Here is a 24,631-nt window from a genome sequence, read left to right as displayed (position 1 = left end):
GCAATACTTATAAACAAAACCAGCCCGGCCACACCAGCCGGGCTTTTTGCTTTAAGAGCTATCGGTATATACATCTATCTGCCAATCTATTAATGCGTTTGTTTTTTATGCTGCAAGTTGTGTTTTTGTAGCACAAAAACTTACTTGCCCACTAGCAACGTGTACGCAAGAACAGAGACATACTGACTAAAGGTCTTACCTGGCAAGATGTAAAGTTCACCCTGCTCCGCATACAAAGCTTATTCAATCGACAACCAAAAACAACGCACTAATAGACTTTAATAACAATACTAAAAACCGACTTAAAGGATGGCTTTGAGGTGTCAATTAATTACCGTCGAAGGTAATAGCAAGATGTACATTTGTGCCACAAATGATCTTGCTAACCTGTCGGTAGAAAACGCTTTTTGGCGTTTAGCAAGATAAACGATTTGGAGATCACTAGATCCGCAAGGTGAACCAACATGGGCTGGTACTGAAGGGGGTGTGGGAATTAAATCACCATTTGCGATAGGTGGTTCAGTCGGACAAAGTAATACCGTCACAGTACCACAATTTATTCAGATATTATCAAAACACTTAAATCCATGAGAGAATATCAAAAAGTGAATAAGAAATATGCAATTCTCGTTTTTATTGTCTTTGTTATCGTGTGTATCCTTATGTTGGTTGATACAATCATACGTGTTCGTGAAGGAGCTCGTAAATATCTAAACATGGATTTTGCTGGCACAGTTGACCGAGTTGAATATGACATTAAGCAATTTCCGACTATTACGTTAAAAGGAAAAATCTACTATATAGGTAGTGGTTATAATACGGATCATCAGATAGAGATAGGAGACTCATTAATTAAAAAGAAAGGGTCTATGGTTTACAAATTGATAAAACATAATACAGGGAGTGTTATACTATTTAAACGTTAATGCCAGGCGCGCATTTAAGAACTATTCTCTGCCCTTGTTGGCGTTCGCCCTCGGCCGTTGTTGTGTCTTGTGACCAACAACTTAAGCGCGGGGGCGTGAATCAATGTTTGACGGAATACGATATCGATATTGTGATAAACTCCAATATTGCTAAGACGTTTGCAAGGCTTTCAAGTCCTCCAAAAAGTTCGACATTTCGCGCCTTCCCTCTAAGGAAGGCGCTAAAGTAACGCTTAAAATGCCTTTCATTTCGAGAGGCATTGCTGTAATAACTTAGCAAGTATTTGCTTGTGGCAATTGGCGGATATTCTGTTTTTACCTTGCCAGCCTATCACCGTGGTCGCGTCGACGGGGAACTCCTTGGCCATCCGCCCATAATTCCATCCGTTTGCATTGCGGACAAATTCAATTTGCCCAGACACTGTTGTTAGATCTTTCTCAAACGGATAGTAACCAAGAAAGGCAATTATCGCTGGGTAAAGCCGTATCTGCGGAGCGCTCCGGCCGTTTTCCCATCCCGTTATACTGTCCTCGGTTACGCCAATCCTTTCGGCAACCTCGCTTTGAGACAAGCGAAGATGAAGCCGTCTTCGCAAAACATGCTCTCCCAGGGTTTGCGGATTTTCCGGCATTTTCTTTTTGTACGGCATTTTCGCTACCTTGGTGAATGCAAGCGTATTTCGCACCACCATGCCCTTGCGGATATTATAACCACCCCGAGAAGGATTGCATTTGCCCGCCGGGGATGGTGCAGAAATATTTGAGCAAGATCTCTGGTCCACTGCTGGACAGGATAGATTTACACGTTGAGGTTACCCCTGTAAACTTTAATGAGTTGGCGTCAGATCGGTTGGCAGAAAAGAGCGAGTTGATCCGCGAACGCGTAATAAAAGCGAGAGAGATACAAACGGAGCGATTTGGCAACCGGCCCGATCTACATGCGAACGCCCAGATGAGCCCCCAAATGGTGCGCGACCTCTGCAAAATTAACGAAGCCGGACAAAACCTGTTAAAACGCGCTATGGAAAAACTGGGCCTGAGCGCCCGGGCGTACGACCGTATACTAAAAGTGGCCCGCACCATTGCCGATTTGGCCGGTAGTGAAGAGATAAAATTAGAGCATTTAGCAGAGGCGATACATTTTAGAAGTTTAGATAGAGAGGGTTGGGCGGGGTAATCGAGACGGAGTCTCGAGACATAGTAGTCCGTAGTTGAAAACTACGGACAGCGAGTTGTCTATTATTTGGCACAATGGTTTGTTTTTAAAAAAATAGCTTTTTCAGTTGACTCCCGTTCGTTGCCTTCTTTATGAGTTTGAAATTGCGATTTTAAGTCCTATACATTTCTCCATCCAGCAAAAAGCCGTACATTTATATCTGCAATGTAACGTCTATAGCAAATTTCTAATAATAAAATCGTTAAGCTATGTCCTTAAAAATTTCTGTAATTATACCTACTTATCACAGGCCAGATTATTTACTGGAAACGCTACAGTCGGTTTTTTCACAAACGCTTTTACCTGATGAGATTTTAATAGGCGATGACTCGAAGAATAATTTAACGAAGCTACTTATTAACAGTTTGCTTAAGGACAGCCCGGTGCCGATAAGATACTTTCATCACAACCCTTCGTTGAAGGAAGTAGCCAATGTGGATTTTTTGTTTGCGCATGCTACTGGCGAACTGGCTTTGTTACTGCATGACGACGATCCCATTTATCCGCATTGCCTGGAGGTATTAAAAAAACCATTTGGCCTATACCCCGAAATAACCGCGAGTTTTGGCCTTCAAAGGATGATTGACGAAAAGGGAGCCCTAACGGCCAATCCGGAAGCCGTTAACGAAGATTATTTCAGAACAGCCCAAAGGGCCGGCTTGGTTGACGGTCTTTTTGCCGGTACTGTAAGCATGTTTCCTAACAACGCCTACCTGATAAAGAGAGATATTGCATTGTCTCTGGGATATTCAGACAGCGGACGAGCCGGAAAAGCGGTAGACTTTTATTTCGGTTTCCGCCTTGGCAAATTAGGAAATCCGTTTTATTTTGTTAATGAGTATACAGCCAAATGCAGGGTATTACCAGATTCGCAATCAAGGACCAATGACGCAGACAACGATTATAGAAGCGTGAGGATCTTGCTGGAAGATTGCGATGACATTGCGGCAATCCCCGAACTTGACAATATAATAAGGAGCAGGATTCCCAGGGCCATTACTACCGCCGCCAAGATCAAAGATAGGAAAAACGCCATTAAATGGCTTACATCGACCTACTACCGAAGCCGTCTATTAACTCCACGGGGAATTAAAAGAATATTGCAGGTTTTAAACCCTTTTTGATAAAGCGGTTTCAGTTTTATTCTTTTTGATGAATCTATCATCAAACTACGGTGATGGTGGCGACATCCCCAACGAGTAGAAATTGCTTACTTTAGCACATATACGGACCCAAGCGGAGAGGCCATATTTGGATTTCTAGTCCCCGTCATTGGGAAGTTTTTAACCGGTGTTGTAACTGGCGCGGTATTAGGAGGTGCTGGCTATACCGTTAGCGCTCAGCCCCGGAGGTTTTAAAAATTGGAACTCGGGTCAGTTTTGGAAAGCTGTAGGTATCGGAGCCATATCTGGAGCGGCCACGGGGGGTATTGGAAACGCCTTTGGACCTGTGCAGCAAGTTAAACGCATTTCACAGCTAACTCTCCTGACTTATAAGTTACTTTGCTTTGTTCCACTTAAAAAATTTACGCCCTTGTTGGTGTTCAGTTCGTTAGCCGTTGTTGGTATTTATGACCAACACCTTGTGCGTTGGAAAAAGTGGATTTGCTTTCACCAGCACCCGCTTCCGCCTTTGTTGTTGTTCGGCGTGTAGGCCGTTGTTGCGTCTTATGACCAACAACTTGTGCGCAGGGAAAGCGTATCGTAATACGTGAATTCTTTTTTAACACGTTTTCTACCCGTTTACCTGATATCAACTCAATATTGGTCCCATCTGCGAGGGTTAACAATACCAAAGAGGCATTTTGCTGCTCATCAAAAACGGTACGGCTGTTAGTAACAACTCGATGTGTTTTTGAGATATTTTTTTATTTCCTCTCTATTTCGCGGCCAGCAACACAACGAGGCGACGCCTTATTAGCTCAATTTAGCGGCAACGTCATCAACAATGCCTGCTACATTTTTCCAGGTTTGGATCTCTTGGGTATTAAAACGAATTTTAAATTTTTTCTCTATAGCAACCACCAGTTGAATGTGGTTTAAAGAATCCCATTCTTCTACGTCGCTTGCTGTAGTATCACTTGTTAAAACTACATCTTCATTATCTAATACGTCTTTAGCAATATCATTTATTATAGCGAGTATTTGAGATTTTTCCATAGCCAGTTATTTTTTTTTTATAAAAGAGGGTTTTTCCTTATATGACTTTACGTTTATAAACCAGTAATCGTTAATTTGCTCGAAGCCCAGTCCCTGGTAATGATCTCTAACCAGTTGGTTTTTAGCTGTCGGAATATACTCTCCTTTTATATAAGAATAGCCGGCCTGCCTGGCAAACGAGACGATGGTGTTCAAGGCAAAGTTTTCCATCCCCCGCTTTAGTACCCGACAACTCATTGCCCAATTTTCAATAAAAAGGATTTCCGGGCTTTCGTGCTTAAGCACAATAAAGCTGATCAAGCCATTATCTCCGAACCGGTCTTCCAGCGTAAAAGCGTATGAAAAAATGCCAGGCTGGTTGCTCAATGCTTCGATATCACTTTCAGTGTACCGTATTGTTCTTAAGTTAAACTGGTTAGAGCGCTGCGAAAGCTGCGCAACCCGCGGCGCGTAAAATTTATTGAACTCATGCATCTCCGCAAGCATGTTAAGACTTTTTAAATAGTCATTTTCGTTAGTATAAAAAGCCTGCGTACTATTGCGAAGCGCTTCTTTTTGATACTGTTCGGTGCGTTTGGTGTCCTCTTGCGAAACGGATACCGTTTCAAACAGATTTAACGTATATAAATATTCCAAATATTCTGCCGGATCTTCAGGGAGTTCAGGGACAGCAATAGCCGGAATATTTTCTTTTACCATGTTGCGCTCAAAGGGATTGTCATCCAGGAATACCATCGAATCGAACCCAATATTAAGAATACTTTGTATTTGACGTATGTTATCGACCTTGTTGTTCCAATTTATTTTAAAAACAGCAATATCGTCTAAATGGAGTACCATATCCGGATGCTTTTCAAAAACCTCTTTGGCAATGGTTTCGGTGTTTTTACTGCAAACGGCTAAAATCACACCCCTGTTCTTTAGTTTCTTTATCCAGTACTGAAACTCCGTAAACGCTTTTCCTAAGCCCAGGCCCCCTAACTGAATGTTTTCTATACCGTCGTCACCAATAATTCCGCCCCATAAAGTGTTGTCGAGATCCAGTATCAGGCATTTTTTAAAGTTGGAATTTAAGGTACTCAATATGGCTACCGTTCGAGCAGCGACAAGCGGGAGGGCGCCTACGCTGAACACCATTTCGGCGCTGACGTAAGCTGACGCATGAAACATCATAGCCTTACCCAACTGATTTTGGATACTTGAAATATCACATAAATAAAAGTCAGGGTTTGCTCCGGCATAAACCATCAGTCGGTAATTAAGCTTCCGTATTTGAAACAAAAAAGATTGCTCAGTTTTATTTGCGTAATTGCCAAACACGCTATCGTCTATTTCGAGATAGTTGTAAAATATAACTTTCGTTATTCCGGCAGCGGTTATGGCATTATACAGGCGATCAATCCCGTTCAATTGCTCATCAGCAATGCTGCTGTATGCAGCCGGCTCGAGCTTATTGTATTTTCCTAATAATTTGTGGGATGATTGGAAAATAATAACTATGTCTGGCTTAAAAGCATATAATTCAGATGTTGAATCAAAAACCTGGTGGTCAATTTGGCCGAAGTCTGACTCCCAAATTTGCAAATCAAGCCCTTCATCATACCCCGTACCCCGTAGCGCTACGTTTAACAATTGGGTAGCCGAATCTCCTAACAACGCTATTTTGATATGCTTTAGATGATCGAAGCTTTTTTTTAGATTTTTTTTTAGTTCGGTAAGGGATTTCATAAGCCTATTCAGCTTGTTAATTCGATTTTATATAATGTATAACACCAATCGTAGGGCCGTTTCGTCGACTTAATGAAAAGTATAAAGTGCTGCTCAAAAATAAACAAACCGATGCAATATTTACACGTATGGAATATTATAAGTTAATATAGATATTTATTCCATTTGATTATCTTAGCGGAAATGTAATCAATTACATAATATTTGAAATGCTGTTTAATTCTACTGATTTTGTACTTTTCTACATTGTAGTAACGTCTTTATATTTTATCCTCCCCCACAAAGTTCGATGGTTCTTACTGCTTATCGCCAGTTGCTATTTTTATATGGCTTTTGTGCCTATTTATATTTTGATACTAGGCTTTACTATAGTTGTAGATTATTTTGCAGGCATCTATATCGAAAGAGCTGAAGGGGTACAACGAAAATTATTACTTACGATAAGCCTCGTGGCCAATATAGGAATACTTGTGGTTTTTAAAATATTTCAATTTTTTAAATGAAAACATTAGCGAGCTGACGAATTACTTTAAATACCAGAACCCTATACCATTTCTTCACATGTTACTTCCCATCGGCCTGTCGTTTCATACGTTTCAGGCCATGAGCTACACTATTGAAGTTTATAGAGGAAATCAAAAAGCTGAAAAGCACTTTGGCATTTATAGCTTATATGTAATGTTTTATCCGCAGCTGGTTGCCGGTCCCATAGAGCGCCCCCAAAATATGCTGCATCAGTTTTATGAAAAGCATCAGTTTAACTACGAAGACATGACTGCCGGAATACGTCAAATGGCTTGGGGATTATTTAAGAAAGCGGTGATTGCAGATAGACTAAGTATCGTCGTAAATACCGTTTATGCCGACCCCGGTAGTCATAACTCGTTGGAATTATTATTGGCCGTGCTCTTTTTTGCGTTTCAAATTTACTGCGATTTTTCGGGCTACTCAGATATTGCGCTTGGCACCGCCCGGACAATGGGATTTAAGCTAATGACCAATTTTAACAACCCATTCGTCAGTACCAAGGTTACTGAGTTTTGGCGCAGGTGGCATATCTCTTTATCAACCTGGTTTAACGATTATCTTTTTTCGCCAATTGTAATTGCACGTCGCGACTGGGGAAAGGCTGGTGTGGCGTTTGCTGTATTTATCACATTTTTTATAAGCGGCTTATGGCATGGAGCCGGTTGGTCATTTATATTTTGGGGAGTTTTAAACGGAGCGGGTCTGATTTACGAGTTTTTGACAAGTAAGTTTCGCAAGAGTTTAGCCAAAAGAGTGCCGCGAAACTTTTATAGGAGCTTGAGCATGGGCCTGACCTTCTCTTTTATGTGTTTTACATGGATTTTTTTTCGCTCCCCTACTTTACATGTGTCCGGCTTGGTGATTAAAGGCATTGCAAGCGGCATTCTTGCTATTTTCCAAGGCACCGCTGCTCATCAATGGAAATTGGGATTTATCGGAATGAATCTTTCGACGCTAATGCTAAGCTTCTTGTTAATAATCGGGTTGATGGTTATAGAGCGGTTCCAGGAGCGTTTTAATCTTTTGCACAAATTCCTCAACGCCCGCGCCTATATTAGATGGCCGGTATATTTGGGATTTATTTACGTGATAATGGCGTTTGGTGTTTTTGAGAAGAGCCAATTTATATATTTTCAATTTTAGTGGCGATGCGGTTTTTTACAAGGCTTTTAATTGTATTAATTTGGATTGCGGGTTTATCCATCATAGCCATATGGATGCCATCTACCACGGCAGTAAAATATAGCCTGCTTGGAGAAAAGCCCTATAAAGATTCCTTGCTGAAAAACACGCCCTCCCCTCGCTTAGTTTTCATAGGAGGTTCTGTCCTAAGCTTTGGTCTTGACAGTAGGATGATTAAAAATGCTTTGCATGTTAACCCTGTTAATACAGGTCTCGAGGCTACGTTTGGCTTAAAATACTTACTCAGAAATGCCGCAAGGTATCTTAAAGCGGGAGACATAGTGGTGGTGTGTATAGAATATCACCAATACTATAACAGATTTATAGATGGGCAATACGAGTTGCTTCCTATAGTTTTCGATTTTTCGCCAGATACCCGTCAGCTACTGGATGCCCGTCAGTATCGTAGCCTGCTTACCTATATGCCGTCTTATCTGGCTTCAAAGCTCAATCCGTTATTTTATTTGGCCCGGGTGGATACAAATTATGTTGGGGTTTACAACAAGAAGGCATTTAATAGTTATGGTGATGTGTCCTTACATTGGACGTTGCCTTCTGAACAGTTTACTCCTTACGGTGAGATCGAGGGTGATATGGATGATGAAATTTTTGCCGAAGTTAAAAAATTTGAGGCGGCGGTTAAACAAAAAAAAGCTACGTTATTGATCACTTACCCTGCGTATCAAAAAACAGCCTTTGCTGCTTCTGCTGCTAAAATTAATGTTATTCCCTTTAAATTAAACGAACATGGATTTAATGTTATCGGGTCGCCCGAAAACTACTTGTTTCCCGATAGTATGATGTTTAACACATCTTATCATCTTAATAGAAAGGGTGTGACCAGATGGACTCATCAGATGATAAATAATCTAACAATAGCTTTAAAGCAAAAATAACCGCACGGGCGTTGCCGTAGGAATTATTAAATCGATTTGGCTTCTCACATTGGCACAAAATTCACCTTGGTCTACAAGAGGTTGTAAACAATATAATACGCAGGTCTTATAGCTGATTTTACTGACGAATAAGTTGTTCCGCTAAAAAACACAAGAAATTAATTATCAACCTGTTAATTAAACAGGCGTTCCGGTGTGTTCCGCTTGTTCCGCAACAACGCCTGCCGCGCCGTCTCTAATAGAATTCTAACCACACAAAAACCACAAGCCTTTGTTTAACGGCAGTATTTAACTACCTTGTTACTGTATGCTATTAAAGAAAAACATATCAATAAGCTACTTTATAAAGCTGATTAAATGGGACGTGCTGGCCATTTTGCTATACGCAAGTTTAGTAGGTGCACTAGACCATTTTTTGTTTTTTAAAGATATCACCATTCCGCTTGGCCTATCGGCGCTTATAGGTACGCTGTTATCGCTGTTGCTTGCGTTCCGTACCTCTCAATCATATGAGCGATGGTGGGAGGCCCGCATAGTTTGGGGGGCAATAGTGAATGATAGCCGTACGTTTATTCGCCAATTAGTGCACTTTTTGCCCAATGACGATAAAAAAGCCGAATACATAAAAGAGTTTGCCACGCGGCAATCCATTTGGTGTTATACCCTTGCAGATAGCTTAAGAAAAATGCCGCTATCAGGAAAAGTTACCGAGTACTTTACGCAACATGCTTACGAGAGCTACAACCGCCCCAATTTTTTGCTTACCAAACATGCTGAGCACCTGGCGGAGCTTGACCAACATTATCAGCTTAACGTAAATGTACAAGTGCAGTTAGATACCAGCATTGCCAAGCTTACCGACCACATGGGAAAATGTGAACGGATAAAGAATACCGTATTCCCAAGGTCGTATAGCGTGCTGATCCACTTTTTGATCTACGTGTTAATGACGGTGCTGCCATTTGGCTTAGATGATAACCACCCTGTTGTAGAGGCGGTGTTGGCTACAGTGGTGCCCGTTTTGTTCATCGCTATTGAGCGTACCGCTATATTGATGCAAGACCCTTTTGAAAACAGGCCAACAGATACCCCTATGACCACACTCTCTGCCACCATCGAAAGAAATTTGATGGAGATGGCTAATGCCGAGGCAACTCCGCAGCAGCCGGAAGTTGGGACTTATTACATCATGTAAACACTAGCTTCAGTTTCTGTAACCGAGGCTCCTCCTCAATAATTCCCCCCTTTTTCCTATCTTTGCCAAAAACAGCGACATACAATGACTGAGACAGATAATTTAATACCAACCATAGTAGCTAACGTGCGCGATGCACAAAACGAGACTTTTCTTTATAAAGAGCTTTTTGCTGATACAAGCGCAGCTGTAAAAAGCAATCAATTTTTGTTTTTTATAAAGCCTGAGATCACTGTTAAAAACGATAGCATAAAATTAGACGAGATATTGAAGCTGACCTTCGCTAAGATAGAAGAGTTTGGTTTTTCTATACATGATGTAAAGATCCTGACAGCCAAATATCTTGATCAATTTAACATCATCGCGCAACACTACGGTGTTATTAACCAGATAGCATCAAGCGCGGTTGCCAACATGAGCGAAGGCGCCAAAGAAAAGTTTCAGGAGATCTTTGGCAAAGCTGTAACCGAAGCCCAGGTTTTAGGCGGATTGGAGTTTTTGCAAAAATATCCTGATTTCAATGCCAACACGCTTGACTATTTATGCCAGAACATTGGCAGTAAAAAACTGGCGGGCGGAACATACGTTGTTGAAGTTAAGCTTGATGACGAAGTTGTTTATGTTATAAATGGCTTCCACGGGCGCCAGTTACAGCAATTTACAGATGCGGGCAAAAGCATAATTGTGATGTCTTTATCAAGCGATACAGATTGGAGCAATGCCAGAAGCAACTTTATTGGCGCTACTGATCCTACAAAGGCTAACGCGGGTAGTTTAAGAAGGACATTTTTGGATAATAAAGAGAGCTTAGGCTTACCCGATGTTTCGCAAGGCGCTAATGGTGTGCATTTATCGGCTGGTCCGGTGGAGGCACTTGTTGAGCTGCAGCGTTACAACTCCAACTTTTCAACCGGCGAAGCGAAAACTTTCACCGACTTTAGTTTTGGCAAACAGCTTGCAGACGCATTTAGCGCAGATGCTGTTCAAAACATTGTTAAAAATACCAATGTTGATGTAAACGGAAAATCAACTTCGGTATTTGATTTGACAGAAGAGAAAAACAGCAGCGAAGCGTTGGCTATGCTGAAAGAGGTGTTTTAACAACCAATTACTATATATAGAAAAGGCAATGCAACCGAAAGTTGCGTTGCCTTTTCTATTAATGTATTTTCTAAAACATTATCCCCATCTTTAAAGATAGAAACCAGCCCTATGTGTTAATCTATGAAGGCGAAACAGATACTAAAACAGGAGTTACAGGTCGCTTTTTCAAAACATGCACAACCTGTTTGGTTTAGAATAATAAAGTACGTTTTAATTTTAGGTGCGGTTGTCTTTTTTAGCAGAGACACTCTTTTTTGGCCGGTTTTTATACTGTTAGCCGTTTTGAGCGTGTTATTGCATTTTTGGTACCGATACAAAACTCATGGCTGGACAAAAAAGTATGGTATGTGGAAACCTGTTAAAAACGATACCTACACTAAAAACGAAGAAACATTTTAATCTTTAGTGCAATACTGATTGCCTAATTTGAAACTATAACCGACTTAGGCCTAAAGCAGAGTTTCCATTCACAAGCCATTTCATGTTATGAAGAAGAGTGATATTAAAAAAAGGCAATCGTAAAAGGCGGCAAGTTTTTTGGGTACGGGCATCGGATGGGTAATTTGATCCATGCTGCAAATCGTGTAACTCAAAAAAGGGAATTGGCATTGAAAAGATTTTTTAATAATAAACGTCCTGGAGAGATTGTCATCCTAATGTTATAAACAAAATTGAGGCTTATCTTGAAAATAATAAAACGCAGTTTTTAGAAGGTTGTTAGATGAGAGATTAATGCCGGCATTGAACAATTCGAGCAGATTCAAACCAAAATTTCCGAACTTATGAAATCAGGAGATGAGCCGGCCAAAATAATTCGCGACAAATTAAAAGCTAAGACTCAGTGAATCTCTATCCACTAACTCTTCTCCCGCTCCTTTCGCATTAATGTAAAAAATAAATCCTCGATACCTCATTTTTTCTATCTTTGCATCCCGACGCTGGAGTCGGGAATTTCCTGCCTCAGCGCATAGAATTAGTTAATAGTTGATGGTTAATAGTTCATAGCAGCTAATATTCATCAGCCGTAGCCACAAAAAAAGACTATGCCAAAAGACAACTCCATTAAATCAATCCTCATTATCGGTTCGGGTCCTATTATTATTGGCCAGGCCTGCGAGTTTGATTATGCCGGTTCGCAAGCAGCGTTATCGCTAAAAGACGAAGGTATCACGGTTTCCATCATCAACAGTAACCCGGCAACCATCATGACCGATAAGGTTATTGCAGATCATGTTTACCTGTTGCCGCTTGAGCCCGCAAGTATTGAAAAGATATTGCAGGAACAGCAAATTGATGCCGTATTGCCCACCATGGGTGGCCAAACCGCGCTTAACCTTTGCATTGCCTGTGCAGAGCAAGGCATTTGGGAGAAATATAACACCAAAATAGTTGGTGTTGACTTAGCCGCGATAGAAAAGACAGAGAACCGCGAAGCCTTCCGCCAGCTGATGGTTGATATTGGCGTAGGGGTAGCTACCTCAAAAATTGCCAACTCATTTTTAGAGGGTAAAGAAGCCGCGCAGGAAATTGGTTTCCCGCTGGTTATACGCCCAAGCTACACCTTAGGTGGTAAAGGCGCAGGCTTTGTACATAAAAAAGAAGATTTTGACGCCGCTTTAAGCAGAGGCTTACAGGCATCACCTACGCACGAGGTGTTAGTGGAGCAGGCTGTTTTGGGCTGGAAGGAGTATGAACTGGAACTGTTGCGCGACAGTAATGATAATGTTATCATCATCTGCTCGATTGAAAACTTTGACCCGATGGGTATCCACACCGGCGACTCGATAACCGTGGCCCCGGCCATGACATTGAGCGACCGCTGCTACCAGGAAATGCGTAACCAGGCCATCAAAATGATGCGCGCCATAGGCAATTTTGCAGGTGGTTGTAATGTGCAGTTCTCTGTTAACCCGGCTGATGAAGCTATTATTGCTATCGAGATCAACCCACGGGTATCCCGCTCATCAGCATTGGCATCAAAAGCAACCGGTTACCCAATTGCTAAAATTGCTGCCAAACTTGCCATAGGTTATAACCTTGACGAAATAGAAAATCAGATCACCAAAACAACTTCGGCCTACTTTGAGCCAACGCTTGATTACGTGATCGTAAAGATCCCACGCTGGAACTTTGACAAATTTAAAGGCGCTAACCGCGAGTTAGGTCTGCAAATGAAATCTGTTGGCGAGGTAATGGGTATTGGCCGCAGCTTTATTGAGGCTTTACAGAAAGCCTGTCAGAGTTTGGAGATTGGTCGCGCCGGTTTGGGTGCCGATGGTCGCCAGAGCCGCAACCTGGAAGAAATAATGCACAGCCTTGAGCACCCAAGCTGGGACAGGCTGTTTCATATATACGACGCGTTAAGTTTAGGCGTACCAATTGAATCGGTACGTAAAGCTACCAAGATAGACCGCTGGTTCCTGAACCAGATAATGGAAGTGGTGCAGATGGAGAACGAACTGCGCCGTTACTCATTAAATACGATCCCACACGACTTCCTGTACACGCTTAAGCAAAAAGGGTTTTCAGACCAGCAAATTGCTTACGTGTTGCACAACACTACCGAGGAAGATGTTTACCAGCGCCGCAAGGAGTTGGGTATACGCCGCGTGTACAAAATGGTTGATACCTGCGCTGCGGAGTTCCCGGCGAAAACACCGTACTACTACTCTACTTACGAGGGCGAGAATGAATCTATCGTATCTGATAAGAAAAAAATAATTGTATTAGGCTCTGGTCCTAACCGCATAGGGCAGGGTATTGAGTTTGATTACAGCTGCGTGCACGGGTTATTGGCGGCAAAAGAGTCGGGCTTTGAAGCCATCATGGTTAACTGTAACCCTGAGACGGTATCAACCGACTTTAACATGGCCGATAAGCTATACTTTGAGCCTGTTTTCTGGGAGCATGTGCGCGAGATAATTGATCTGGAAAGACCTTATGGTGTAATAGTTCAGTTAGGGGGCCAAACCGCCCTGAAAATGGCCGAAAAAATGCACGAGCATGGCATAAAGATCATCGGGACTTCATTCAACGATATGGATATAGCCGAGGACCGTGGCCGTTTCTCTGATCTGCTAAAAGAGCTGGAGATCCCATATCCTAAATATGGTGTTGCTGAAAGCGCTGAAGAAGCAATTGAGGTTGCACACCATGTAGGTTACCCGGTATTGGTGCGCCCAAGTTATGTATTAGGCGGCCAGGGCATGAGCATTGTTATTAATGATGAGGACCTGGAGAAAGCGGTGGTAAGCTTGTTGAAAAACCTGCCAGGCAACCGTGTACTGATAGATCACTTCCTTGATCGTGCATCAGAAGCTGAATCAGATTCTATATGCGACGGCGAAGATGTACACATCATCGGTTTAATGGAACATATTGAACCTGCGGGTATCCACTCCGGCGACTCGTATTCTGTACTTCCGCCTTTTGATCTTTCTGAAGATGTGATCAAAAAGATGGAGGAATATACCATCAAAATTGCAAAAGCGTTAAACGTGTGCGGCTTGCTTAACATACAATTTGCTATAAAGAATGACAGTGTGTACGTGATAGAGGCTAATCCCCGTGCATCGCGCACGGTACCGTTTATAGCCAAAGCTTATGACGTGCCTTACATTAACATTGCCGCTAAGGTTATGCTGGGTGTGGCTAAACTGAAAGACTTTACCATTGAGCGCAAACTTTGGGGTTATGCTATTAAAGAGCCAGTGTTCTCTTTTGATAAATTCCCTGAAGTGGAGAAACAATTAGGCCCGGAAATGAAGTCGACAGGCGAAGCGATCCGCTTTATACCCAACCTGCAGGACCCCTATTTCAGGCAGTTATATAAAGAAAAATCAAGATACCTGAGCAAGTAATGATTGTCAGCAGGGTGTTAATATTCACTTAGTTAAATCAAACCTGCCTACCATTTGTTTATTTTTGTAGAAATATTTTAAAAAGATTATGATGTATCCGGAATATTTGGTTGCCCCCATGCGGGAAGAGTTAACCAAAGTTGGTTTTGAAGAGTTAAAGGATGCTGCAGCTGTTACCAGCGCCGTTGAAAGCGAAGGTACCGTATTTGTAGTAGTTAATTCTGTATGTGGTTGCGCTGCTGCCAATGCCCGCCCTGCTGCGCGTATAGCATCGCAAAACGCTAAGCATCCTGATAAGTTGGTAACAGTTTTTGCTGGTATGGAGAAAGAAGCGGTTGACAAAGCGCGCGCTTATATGTTGCCTTACCCGCCATCATCGCCTGCTATGGCTTTGTTTAAAGATGGCAAACTGGTTCATATTATTGAACGCTACCAAATTGAGGGCCGCCCTGCGCAAATGATAGCAGACAACCTGATAAACGCGTTTGAGCAATATTGCTAAGTATAGCGTTTAACCTTAAAAGGTAAATAATATAAAACCGGTGTGATTTTCATTCCGGTTTTTTTATTAAAAAACACCATGCGGATAGTTTTGTGACTGTAATGTGTAACATTTCAACTAATTAACTGTCTTATTTATTAAAGTATTTAACAGAAAAAACGTTAATTCGCTCATTAACTGATCAATTGCTACATGAAAAAAACCATTTTTCCCGGTTTATTAACCGGTGTTGTTGTTGTTAGCGCCCTGTTGCAACCTGCAATAGCGCAACAAGCCAAACCAGAGGAGGCTGCGTCTACGGTTTATCGCGCAACCAATCCCCGCGTAAACGACCTTATCCACACCAAGCTTGATGTTCGCTTTGATTATAAAAAGCGTTATATGTATGGTAAAGAATGGGTTACCTTGAAGCCACATTTTTACCCAACCGATACCTTAAGGCTTGATGCTAAAGGAATGGATATTAAAACTTTGGCTGTTGTAAAAGACGGTAAGAACATCCCCCTAAAATACAAATATGACAGTCTTACACTGGCTATTAACTTAGATAAGGTTTACGGCAACAATGAAAAATATACCATTTATATTGATTACACCGCAAAACCCGAGGAGCTCAAAGTAAAAGGGAGCGCCGCCATAAGCGATGCCAAGGGCCTTTACTTTATTAACCCGGACGGTACCGAGAAAGATAAGCCTACACAAATATGGACCCAAGGCGAAACCGAAAGTTCATCGGCCTGGTTCCCGACAATTGAAAGCGGATCGCAAAAAACTACCGACGAGATCAATATGACCGTTCCGGCTAAGTATGTTACGCTATCAAACGGCAAACTTACAGCGCAAAAAGCAAATGCCGACGGCACCCGTACAGATACCTGGAAAATGGATCTGCCGCACGCCCCTTACTTGTTTATGATGGCTGTTGGCGATTTTAAAGTATACCACGACAAATGGCGCGATAAACCTGTAGATTATTATCTGGAGGCTAAATATGCGCCTTATGCAAAAGACATTTTTGGCTTAACGCCAGAAATGCTGGAGTTTTATTCAAAAACGCTGGGTGTTGATTATCCGTGGAACAAATACGCACAGATTGTTGTGCGCGACTATGTAAGCGGTGCCATGGAGAACACTACGGCTACATTGCATGGGTCATACGTTCAGGCAACTAAGCGCGAACTTCTGGACACTTACTATGGCCAGGGCCCAAGCACCATAGCGCATGAGTTGTTTCACCAGTGGTTTGGCGACTATGTAACTGCCGAAAGCTGGAGCAACCTTACTGTGAATGAATCTTTCGCTGATTTTAGCGAAACTTTATGGGCAGAGCATAAGTACGGCAAAGATGAGGGCGCTGCGCATATTTATCAGGATATGATGACTTACCTGCGTTCGCCGGGTGCTAACACCAAACACCTTGTGCGTTTTAATTATGACGACAAGGAAGATATGTTTGACCAGGTAACCTACCAAAAAGGTGGTCGTATTTTATACATGTTGCGTAATTACCTGGGCAACGACGCATTTTACAAAGGCCTTAACATCTATCTTAAAACCAATGCTTTTAAATCTGGCGAAGCACATCAGTTAAGATTAGCGTTGGAAGAAGCCAGTGGTTTAGATCTGAACTGGTTTTTTAACCAATGGTATTTCGGTGCCGGCCACCCGAAACTAAGTATCAGCTACAAATGGGATGATGCTAAAAAAACACAAACTGTTTACCTGGCGCAAACCCAAGTCGGCGATGCCTTTATCTTGCCTATGGCTGTTGATATCTACGCCGGTGGTAAAGTTACCCGTCAAAAAGTTTGGATGCGCAGCAAAGCTGATACTTTAACCTTTGCATCGGCAATCAAACCTGATCTGGTAAATGTTGATGGTGACAAAGTTTTGTTAGCCGAAAAAAAAGATGCGAAAACGTTAGACGAGTTTGCGTTCCAGTACGCAAATGCGCCATTATTTCTTGACCGCCTGGAAGCCATACAGGCCGCCGTACCGGCACAAGGCGAAAAAGTAGCACAAGGCATATTAATTGCCGCGCTAAAAGACAAATATTATGCCTTGCGTAGCGCAGCTATTACAGCGTTAAACATGACGAATGATAATGTACGTAACGCGGCACAACCAATATTGACCAATATTGCGCAAACAGATCCAAATACTTTGACTCGTGCCGCAGCCATTACCGTTTTAGGTAAACTTAAAGCATCGGGCATGATGAATATATTTAAGGATGCGTTAAAGAGCGAATCGTATGCTGTTCAGGGTGCGGCCTTAAATGCAATTGCACTGTTAGATGCCCCACAAGGGCTTGCATTAGCCAAAGACTTTGAAAAAGATAACAAAGGAGCCCTTACTACTGCTGTTTTGAGTGTGTATTCTGCCAATGGCAGCGACGCAGAGTGGCCATTTGTTTACGATCAGTACAAAGAAGTAGGCGCGCAAACTAAATACAACCTGGCGCGTGCCGTAGCTACAATGGCAGGTAAAGTAAACAATCCTGTTTATGCCCAACAAGCCATCAGCGAGCTTAAAGCCTTTGGTTTAAAATATAAATCGCAGGGCATAGCGCCAAATATTTTAACGGTATTGGAGAGCTTAAAAGCCGCCCGTGCGCAAAAAAATGATGCAGCATCAGTTGCCGCAGCCGATGAGGCAATTAAAGCGATTAATGCGGCCTAAATAAAGCCAACTAATAGAAGAAAGGGACACTGGCGACAAGCGAGTGTCCCTTTTCTTGTTATAAGCCCATTGCTGTGCGATTGTGTCTTACATGGTTTTGAGTCCATAGGGTAGAGGGAGTTCTTATCGGACCGGTTGAATGATTTTATATAATAGGAACCGCCGCTTTTGCATTTATTAAATGCAAAGGGACATAAAAAATAAAAGCCTCCAGAATTTCTGAAGGCTTTAGCGGAATGGACGGGACTCGAACCATTCAGTTATAATGTTAAATATCAATGTCTTATAACTTCAAAAATCAATTAGTCACCGAATAGGTCACCGAATACCTTGAGTAATTTTGAGTTGTTTTAAAGAACAGTTAGTTAAAACAAAGGTAAAAAATCAAGGCTATTAAGCAAATTTAGCTGGATAATATTATTCTATTTAACGCCTATTTTGCCTTAAGTTTTGGCATTTTATCGTAGATCAATTTTGCATTATTCCAAAAACTTGACCGGAGTAACCGATTAGCACTAGCACTTATAGGGGTTGGTTCGCGACGTGGTGGAACGCCGATATGCTCTTCATAAGAAACAATACCTACCTCAAATACTTTTGGTTTTCCTTTAAACTCAGCTTTCATTTGAATAAAGACGGGCTCGGTTTTATGTTGAAACTCATAGGTCATCGCGGTAAACTGATAACCATTATCTACTGACTGTTTAACAAAAGTATTTTCCCTTAGATTCTTTCCTTGTAATATCGCTTGCGTAATGCCGGTTAGTTCCGCGGCTTGCGTTACTTCTTGTACGTCGGCCTCCGTTTCATTATTATCTAGTCTTTCAGAGTCATCGTTTCCTCTTTTAAGTGTAAGATGTTTCGTATCAAGAAAAAGCCAGTTAGCGTCCATTCCGGTCTTTGCTAATGCATCAAAAAACAATATAGTTTGTTCAGTATTCAAAAGTGCATGTTCAATCAATTCGATTGTGCTGTCAGAAGATATTGTCTTAGCGATAAGATTTTTCAATTCTTTAACATCAGTGGAACGGCTAGCATCTACTTCTATTTGCCAGAGCCCATCACTCTTTTTATTCATGTAAAACTCAAACGCGCTAGTTTCATCCTGCAAAAATTGCATTCGACCCGCTTTCGGTTTCAGATACTCAATTTTACCTCGATATGAAAGCTCTTCGCCCTCCTTACTTACCTTGTGCAATTGGGTTGCTTGTTGACCCATTTCAAATCTCCCGCCTTCCCTAGCGATTTCATAGATTTCCTTTAAATTAAAATCTTTCTGTTTTGAACGCACTAAAAATCCGCTTAATGTATGACTGGCTTTATTGTGATAAGCTTCAAGTCTAATTTTCTCTAAATCTGCATCATCATAAAATAAATTCGCTAAGTCGCTTGCCAGCTGTTGTTGAGAGCCGTTGGTAATAAATACGCCCCGCCTCTGTGCAAAATCATTCAAAAAGCTTCGGTTTGTAATACTTCCAAGCACTTCCTGTATCTCATACGTCGAAGGATATTTGTAATCGTTTGCCATGTTAATCTAATCGTAAAAAAGCAGGTAAGTCATTAAATATTTCCATTTCAACCAGTTTAAATGTGATTCCTTCAAACTCTTGAATTACTGTAGATTTTATTTTCCGAAAATCAGTATCCCTTTCATATGTATAAATAGTGAGAGGTTTTGCTTTGTCGATATACCCAAAACTTTGCAAAGCATTCTTTAAGCGACGAAAAGCATTTATACTCAAACTACCAAAGTAAAAGACGATTTTATGTTCCGTACCATCAGACGTTCTAGATTCTGCTAAAATAAATTTGGAATATATATAATCAAGTGATAGAACGTCACTACGGTCCGCTGGGTTATTAAACCTGTCAGAAGATGGGTAGTAAAATTTAATCCTATGTTTATTACTTGGCTCAAATGACTCACAGGAATGCACTAGGGATGCTATCCGAAGAATATCATCATTGTTTAGTACATAAATTTTGTTAGAACCTTCGCCTCGTGTATGGCCTGATATTTTAATATTAGATAATGTATCATAAAAAGATTTTCGGAACGTCGGGTAATGCTCTAAATCATGGAACCACATCACAATTACACCTGTTCTTAAACTTGCTGATGCAAAAGATGGATAGGTTTCGTGGAATTTTTCACTATTTCTAGTTTTGTTTAATTTGCGATCTAATGTCTTGATCCAAAGTTCCAGGTTATCTTTTTTGAAGCTGGTGGTAGCATAACGCTTGGCCTCAACAAAAACTCCTTGAACATTACTAGCCCGCCTAACATCTTCAAATTGAAACATTCTGTCAATACCCTGACGTTTCCCGTCTTCATTTACCACGTCAATATTGGCATCGCCAACTTGTTTCCAATTAAGTTTAGTTAAGAGTACTGCGGCTTCATCATTCCACTGGTCCCCGTTTACTCCTTCATCTTCAGGCATATTATTATTTGAATAAGGTTTGTTTAAAAAAGTTGAAATGCGCTCCAAAATTATCCTCGGTACTATGAAATTTTACCGCGCCGTTATTAGCCACCTGGAGTTCAAAGTGATGATTTTCATCAATATGAATATTCAGTATAGCTTTGCAAACATCTGTTTTATAATTACTAACAAGCTTTTCAGCAACTAAATCGTCAATCACATGCCCTATGAGTTTTCCACTAATGCCATTTTCATAAACAAAGTTTTCGATTGATATGTATTGAAAGTTTACTGGTATTTTTTTTTCGATGAGTTTGGTATAAATATAAAAAGGAGACAAGTTGGCGTAGCCAAGCTCGTATAAAAACCCCAGGGAATTTCTTAAGGAAGAGCGAAGTTGGGTTAAGTGATTTGCGGGTCCAAACACGCTAAGAATTTGATAGTCAAAATCGACTTCAAAAGAAATTTCCGAAAAAAGCATAATTTGTTTCTTAATCATCGCTTTAGATACGAAATCAAATTCATAAATATATGTCGTATTTCTTTTGATAAGCACCGCAGAGATCAAATCATCGTAAACCTCAATGCTTTCGAATCCAAAGCCACTATCATCACTATAAGGTGCTTTTTCTAAGGCTAATTTAAGGTTAGCAATAGAATTTTCGCCTGGAATTTTAAAAGTGTTGAGAATGATACTTTTCATGTGACGCCGTTAGGTTAATAAAACTACTAATAATAAATCACCTAAGTATTATTTGCAGCTATATTTAACAAATTAAATAAGTCATAATAAATCGGAATTATAAACGGGATGATTAATTTATTAATTACATAAGCGGCCCATTAAATCATTAGAATTTATTAACTCTATCGCTTTTTTCACATCAATTAAATTGAATTTGTCAGCCTTTGTGCCATAAGTACCCTGTTTGATTTTCCAGTCTTTCAGTCCCCGATAAATTTTTTCGAGATCTGAAGTTTGTAAATCGTGGATCAATTTAGCGACAGTATTAAGTAATTCAATTTTATCGGTTTCTTTATTTATAAAGGGTGTTGTATAAATATCCAATAGCCGGTTTATGGAATCCACGAAGTTCTTATTATCCTTAGCCGTAATAGCATCCAATACTTGCTTTTTATAGGAAAGAGAGATAGTAAACACCTCACTACCTTTGACACGCTTCTTAACTAAAAAGGGATTATTTTTTAAAGTATCCCTGAGTTTGACAGAATATGTACCATAATGATAGTTAACAAAATCGTATTTATTATTTAAAGCGGGATAAAAAGCTTCTACATTGTAAACCGTTTTCTGTATTCCTACTTCGCCGTAACTGACACCTAACCTGCTTTCTATCAACGCTACAATCATAGCTAATTCTAAATCGCCACTTTCAGTATCTTCAATATGTAAAAGTGCTAAGTCATTTTCCCGTTCCAGTATATGTTGTTCCTTCCTTGTAGAATAATCATAATTTGCTAACAAATTTCCAGTAAATACTTGGTCTAACAAACTAGGAAGTAAATCTGTTAATTCTTGTTCAGCTTGTATGTAATAATTTATAATTGCATCGGTTTGGTTAATTAAATTTACAAATTCATTTTGCAAATTCATTGATGGCATGGGAATCTCTATCTGCATGAGTAATTTAGTATTCAATGTCCTTGTCCGAGCTACCGTACCTGGAGAAGCGGCACTCAATTTTTGAACACCTTCAAAAGTGCGGAAGTAATAATAGAGAAACTCGGGTACAACCATGTCCAAGTTAGGTCGGCAAGTTAAGTAACGATGTGATCCTACCCACCCATCATATTTTTTGGGGATTAACCCTACTGCACCCTCCCATCCATTTGTATTACTGAAAAGTATATCACCCTCATTCATCCTGAAAATTGTTTGCCAAGTAAGTTCAGACCCTTTAAAACTAGGATTTTCAAACAATCCTCTACCAAAGCTTCTAACACCAATTCTGGAGTACGTTTTTTCTGGATTAATTTCAATAGGCCTTCTGCAAATTGGAGCGGCCTCTTTCATTGTTACAAATCGCGAACCTTTTATTAAGTCTGTGTACTTACTGAAAAGCAAGTTATTAATGTCTTTGGTTTGTTCTTTCCTTAGATTTATTATTTCGTCGATTCGAGCCTTTATAGCCTCAAATTTTGAAACTATACGTTCTTGCTCGGCCAATGGCGGTAGAGGGATTTCCAAGTTTAGAAGATTTGATGGGTTTAATGTTCTTCGTCTACTGCCCATGCCTACTCCGACTTCAAAAAGTTTATTCCAAATCTTTTTTTGTTGGAGGAAATAACTTACAAATAATGTATTTGCAAGGTTTTCTTTTACAAGAAATGTCGGAAATTGTGATGAAACATATTTTCCTTCAAACTTCTTAGAACAAAGTGAAATAGCACCTTCCCAACCAAATAGTTGGCTTAATACTATATGGTTAGCTTTGAGTTTGTAAAAAGATTTATAGCTGGTATTCATTCCAAGCAAATCTTCTTTTATAAATAACCCTTTCCCATAACTGTAAACACCAATCATTGAATATACTTTATCAATTTGAACTGGTTCTAAACTTTCTTTATCATGAAAGGCAATGTCTCCAATTTTCTTTATTTGCCAATTACTTCTCATTCACAGATTGCTTGATGGTGTTTTCAATCTCTTGCATTAATGCCATTATTTTTTTTTCTTTAGCAACGATCGCACTTATTAACAAACTTGGTTCTGCATATTCCAATTCACCTTTTCTATGAGGATTTTTTATATCAAGGTTGACGTTAATTGATTTCGTTCTATCGTCAACTTTGACAATATCTTCGATTTTTACCTTCCAAGCGTTATCATTTTCATTTCGTTGACCCCACCATTTTTTTATTTCATCAAACTCCTCAAATTGTATCGGTTTAGTTTTACTGTACTTTTTTCTGTCAGTTGGCGGTAACAACTCGTAATACCAAATTTGATTAGTGGGAGCACCTTGTTGGAAAAACAAAATATTGCATGGAATATCTGTATAGGGAGCAAAAATCCCTTCGCCCAATCTTACTATTGTATGCAAATCAAAATCCTCAACTAATTGCTTTTTTACTCTCGCCGCTATTCCCTCCGCAAATAAAATTCCATGCGGCACGACGATTGCAGCGCGACCACCTTCCTGGGTAGGTTTTTTCCGTTTCAATTTCCGCATGATAAGCTGCAAAAAAAGCAATGCTGTCTCACTTGTTTTTTTATCATCCGGGAAATTATTCAATATTCCTTTTTCCTCTTCACCTCCAAATGGAGGATTTGCCAACACAATATCTACTCGTTCTTTATCACCGATATCTTTTAGCGGGAAGCGTAAACTGTTACCACTGTCGATTTTAGGATAATTGAGCCCATGAAGTAAAAGGTTCATTTGTGAAAGTAGATAGGGTAGCGGTTTTGCTTCGCCACCCATGATTGATTGATCTTGCAATACCTTCTTCAGTTCGACAGTCTTCGCCTGTCTCTTTAAATGTTCGAATGCCTCAACTAAGAATCCCCCTGTTCCACAAGCAGGGTCTAATACAACTTCCCCAATTATGGGATTAAGCATTTCTACCATAAAACGGACGACAGGACGCGGCGTATAAAATTCTCCCGCATCCCCACTTGCATCCCTCATTTCTTTTAGAATACTTTCATAAAGGTGTGAAAGGGAGTTAAGCTCTTCATTACTTGTAAAATGGATTTCGTCGATTTTATTTACAATGTCACGGAGTAAATAACCGTTTATCATACGATTGGTTACTCCTTTAAATACAGTAGCTATTACATCTTTACGTTCCGCCCCCGTTTCGCTTTGCAATCCGCGTAAATAATAAAACAACCCTATCCTTTGGCTTCCGTCCGGTAATTTTACTTTCTCATTGCTCACAAAGGTTAACAAATCGTCCCCGGTCAAATTCTTGTCTTTAGCCCAGTCTCTCCATCGGTAAGGGTGTTCAATAGCTGAGTGGTATTTTTTTCCTTCAAGTTGCGCGTTTATTTCTTGTAGATTTTCGTTGTCATCCAGAAATTTTAAAAACATAATCCAGGTTAACATAGGTAGCCGGTCACCATCGCCGTTCATCCCTTTGTCTTTCCGCATTATGTTTCTACAAGTTTTTATAATTCCGCTCAGTCGCTGCGCAGGAGTATCAATTACAATAGGTTTCGATTCTTTTTTTTGCTCTTTTTCTTTATTCTTTACCATTTAT

The 24,631-nt window shown here is 40.5% G+C and carries 18 protein-coding genes and 1 pseudogene; 11 read left to right on the top strand and 8 right to left on the bottom strand.

What is annotated here, in order from left to right; translation table 11 throughout:
• Nucleotides 1–587 precede the first annotated feature (587 nt).
• The gene (locus ACVW2L_RS17665) at nt 588–926 is read left to right on the top strand and encodes a hypothetical protein (protein WP_457129275.1); all 339 of its coding nucleotides are present in this window, start codon (nt 588–590) and stop codon (nt 924–926) included.
• 245 nt (nt 927–1,171) lie between these two features.
• Here ACVW2L_RS17665 and ACVW2L_RS17660 read toward each other — a convergent pair whose 3' ends face one another.
• Entirely contained in the window at nt 1,172–1,558 is a 387-nt protein-coding gene (locus tag ACVW2L_RS17660; RefSeq protein ID WP_457130212.1) for a helix-turn-helix domain-containing protein, read from the bottom strand.
• A gap of 56 nt (nt 1,559–1,614) precedes the next feature.
• Between ACVW2L_RS17660 and ACVW2L_RS17655 the strand changes: the two are divergent.
• The 3 genes and pseudogenes from ACVW2L_RS17655 to ACVW2L_RS17645 all read left to right on the top strand — a co-directional run.
• Nucleotides 1,615–2,103 (top strand): annotated as a pseudogene (locus ACVW2L_RS17655) (magnesium chelatase subunit ChlI family protein); the annotation flags it as partial.
• A gap of 248 nt (nt 2,104–2,351) precedes the next feature.
• Complete coding sequence (locus ACVW2L_RS17650; protein WP_457129274.1) at nt 2,352–3,266, top strand: glycosyltransferase family 2 protein; 915 nt, start codon at nt 2,352–2,354, stop codon at nt 3,264–3,266.
• Between the two features lie 193 nt (nt 3,267–3,459).
• Nucleotides 3,460–3,795, top strand: a complete 336-nt coding sequence (locus ACVW2L_RS17645; RefSeq protein ID WP_457129273.1) for a hypothetical protein — start codon at nt 3,460–3,462, stop codon at nt 3,793–3,795.
• Between the two features lie 263 nt (nt 3,796–4,058).
• Here the strand turns inward: ACVW2L_RS17645 and ACVW2L_RS17640 are convergent, their stop codons facing one another.
• Nucleotides 4,059–4,301 (bottom strand): acyl carrier protein, encoded by a 243-nt coding sequence (locus ACVW2L_RS17640; RefSeq protein ID WP_457129272.1) that lies wholly within the window; start codon nt 4,299–4,301, stop codon nt 4,059–4,061.
• 6 nt (nt 4,302–4,307) lie between these two features.
• On the bottom strand, nt 4,308–6,029 hold the full coding sequence (locus ACVW2L_RS17635) for an HAD-IIIC family phosphatase (protein ID WP_457129271.1): 1,722 nt from the start codon (nt 6,027–6,029) through the stop codon (nt 4,308–4,310).
• 561 nt (nt 6,030–6,590) lie between these two features.
• Here ACVW2L_RS17635 and ACVW2L_RS17630 point away from each other — a divergent pair.
• The 7 genes from ACVW2L_RS17630 to ACVW2L_RS17600 all read left to right on the top strand — a co-directional run bounded on the left by ACVW2L_RS17630 (nt 6,591) and on the right by ACVW2L_RS17600 (nt 17,978).
• Nucleotides 6,591–7,700 carry an MBOAT family O-acyltransferase gene (locus ACVW2L_RS17630; protein ID WP_457129270.1) on the top strand — a complete coding sequence of 370 codons (1,110 nt, stop codon included), beginning with the start codon at nt 6,591–6,593 and terminating at the stop codon, nt 7,698–7,700.
• 5 nt (nt 7,701–7,705) lie between these two features.
• On the top strand, nt 7,706–8,635 hold the full coding sequence (locus ACVW2L_RS17625; protein ID WP_457129269.1) for a hypothetical protein: 930 nt from the start codon (nt 7,706–7,708) through the stop codon (nt 8,633–8,635).
• Between the two features lie 307 nt (nt 8,636–8,942).
• Nucleotides 8,943–9,830: a bestrophin family protein gene (locus tag ACVW2L_RS17620; RefSeq protein ID WP_457129268.1), complete on the top strand. Its 888-nt coding sequence runs from the start codon at nt 8,943–8,945 to the stop codon at nt 9,828–9,830.
• An 84-nt stretch (nt 9,831–9,914) separates the two neighbouring features.
• Complete coding sequence (locus ACVW2L_RS17615; RefSeq protein ID WP_457129267.1) at nt 9,915–10,931, top strand: hypothetical protein; 1,017 nt, start codon at nt 9,915–9,917, stop codon at nt 10,929–10,931.
• A 1,046-nt stretch (nt 10,932–11,977) separates the two neighbouring features.
• Entirely contained in the window at nt 11,978–14,794 is a 2,817-nt protein-coding gene (gene carB, locus ACVW2L_RS17610; protein ID WP_457129266.1) for a carbamoyl-phosphate synthase large subunit, read from the top strand.
• A 91-nt stretch (nt 14,795–14,885) separates the two neighbouring features.
• A complete protein-coding gene (locus ACVW2L_RS17605; RefSeq protein ID WP_457130211.1) occupies nt 14,886–15,296 on the top strand; it encodes a BrxA/BrxB family bacilliredoxin in 411 nt (136 codons plus the stop codon).
• A gap of 192 nt (nt 15,297–15,488) precedes the next feature.
• The gene (locus tag ACVW2L_RS17600; protein ID WP_457129265.1) at nt 15,489–17,978 is read left to right on the top strand and encodes a M1 family aminopeptidase; all 2,490 of its coding nucleotides are present in this window, start codon (nt 15,489–15,491) and stop codon (nt 17,976–17,978) included.
• Nucleotides 17,979–18,411: 433 nt separating this feature from the next.
• On the opposite strand, the gene ACVW2L_RS17595 is transcribed toward ACVW2L_RS17600, so the two are convergent.
• The 5 genes from ACVW2L_RS17595 to ACVW2L_RS17575 all read right to left on the bottom strand — a co-directional run bounded on the left by ACVW2L_RS17595 (nt 18,412) and on the right by ACVW2L_RS17575 (nt 24,627).
• Entirely contained in the window at nt 18,412–19,506 is a 1,095-nt protein-coding gene (locus ACVW2L_RS17595; protein WP_457129264.1) for a hypothetical protein, read from the bottom strand.
• Between the two features lies 1 nt (nt 19,507).
• Nucleotides 19,508–20,422 carry a hypothetical protein gene (locus ACVW2L_RS17590; protein WP_457129263.1) on the bottom strand — a complete coding sequence of 305 codons (915 nt, stop codon included), beginning with the start codon at nt 20,420–20,422 and terminating at the stop codon, nt 19,508–19,510.
• A gap of 4 nt (nt 20,423–20,426) precedes the next feature.
• Nucleotides 20,427–21,107, bottom strand: a complete 681-nt coding sequence (locus tag ACVW2L_RS17585; RefSeq protein WP_457129262.1) for a hypothetical protein — start codon at nt 21,105–21,107, stop codon at nt 20,427–20,429.
• A gap of 120 nt (nt 21,108–21,227) precedes the next feature.
• On the bottom strand, nt 21,228–23,042 hold the full coding sequence (locus tag ACVW2L_RS17580; protein WP_457129261.1) for a restriction endonuclease subunit S: 1,815 nt from the start codon (nt 23,040–23,042) through the stop codon (nt 21,228–21,230).
• On the bottom strand, nt 23,032–24,627 hold the full coding sequence (locus ACVW2L_RS17575) for an N-6 DNA methylase (RefSeq protein ID WP_457129260.1): 1,596 nt from the start codon (nt 24,625–24,627) through the stop codon (nt 23,032–23,034). Before ACVW2L_RS17575 ends, ACVW2L_RS17580 begins: the two co-directional genes overlap by 11 nt.
• Between the last annotated feature and the right edge of the window lie 4 nt (nt 24,628–24,631).

The sequence above is a fragment of the Mucilaginibacter sp. HD30 genome (genome assembly GCF_054061755.1).
This window is presented reverse-complemented; position numbering and strand designations above follow the sequence as displayed.

Bases quoted from the DNA above. Each gene is read 5' to 3' on its own strand.
- ACVW2L_RS17580 (WP_457129261.1), bottom strand. From the start codon at position 23,042: ATGAGAAGTAATTGGCAAATAAAGAAAATTGGAGACATTGCCTTTCAT.
- ACVW2L_RS17640 (WP_457129272.1), bottom strand. From the start codon at position 4,301: ATGGAAAAATCTCAAATACTCGCTATAATAAATGATATTGCTAAAGAC.
- ACVW2L_RS17630 (WP_457129270.1), top strand. From the start codon at position 6,591: ATGTTACTTCCCATCGGCCTGTCGTTTCATACGTTTCAGGCCATGAGC.
- ACVW2L_RS17595 (WP_457129264.1), bottom strand. From the start codon at position 19,506: ATGGCAAACGATTACAAATATCCTTCGACGTATGAGATACAGGAAGTG.
- ACVW2L_RS17600 (WP_457129265.1), top strand. From the start codon at position 15,489: ATGAAAAAAACCATTTTTCCCGGTTTATTAACCGGTGTTGTTGTTGTT.
- ACVW2L_RS17615 (WP_457129267.1), top strand. From the start codon at position 9,915: ATGACTGAGACAGATAATTTAATACCAACCATAGTAGCTAACGTGCGC.
- ACVW2L_RS17620 (WP_457129268.1), top strand. From the start codon at position 8,943: ATGCTATTAAAGAAAAACATATCAATAAGCTACTTTATAAAGCTGATT.
- ACVW2L_RS17635 (WP_457129271.1), bottom strand. From the start codon at position 6,029: ATGAAATCCCTTACCGAACTAAAAAAAAATCTAAAAAAAAGCTTCGAT.
- ACVW2L_RS17665 (WP_457129275.1), top strand. From the start codon at position 588: ATGAGAGAATATCAAAAAGTGAATAAGAAATATGCAATTCTCGTTTTT.
- ACVW2L_RS17575 (WP_457129260.1), bottom strand. From the start codon at position 24,627: ATGGTAAAGAATAAAGAAAAAGAGCAAAAAAAAGAATCGAAACCTATT.
- ACVW2L_RS17650 (WP_457129274.1), top strand. From the start codon at position 2,352: ATGTCCTTAAAAATTTCTGTAATTATACCTACTTATCACAGGCCAGAT.
- ACVW2L_RS17590 (WP_457129263.1), bottom strand. From the start codon at position 20,422: ATGCCTGAAGATGAAGGAGTAAACGGGGACCAGTGGAATGATGAAGCC.
- ACVW2L_RS17605 (WP_457130211.1), top strand. From the start codon at position 14,886: ATGTATCCGGAATATTTGGTTGCCCCCATGCGGGAAGAGTTAACCAAA.
- ACVW2L_RS17660 (WP_457130212.1), bottom strand. From the start codon at position 1,558: ATGCCGGAAAATCCGCAAACCCTGGGAGAGCATGTTTTGCGAAGACGG.
- ACVW2L_RS17585 (WP_457129262.1), bottom strand. From the start codon at position 21,107: ATGAAAAGTATCATTCTCAACACTTTTAAAATTCCAGGCGAAAATTCT.
- ACVW2L_RS17625 (WP_457129269.1), top strand. From the start codon at position 7,706: ATGCGGTTTTTTACAAGGCTTTTAATTGTATTAATTTGGATTGCGGGT.
- carB (WP_457129266.1), top strand. From the start codon at position 11,978: ATGCCAAAAGACAACTCCATTAAATCAATCCTCATTATCGGTTCGGGT.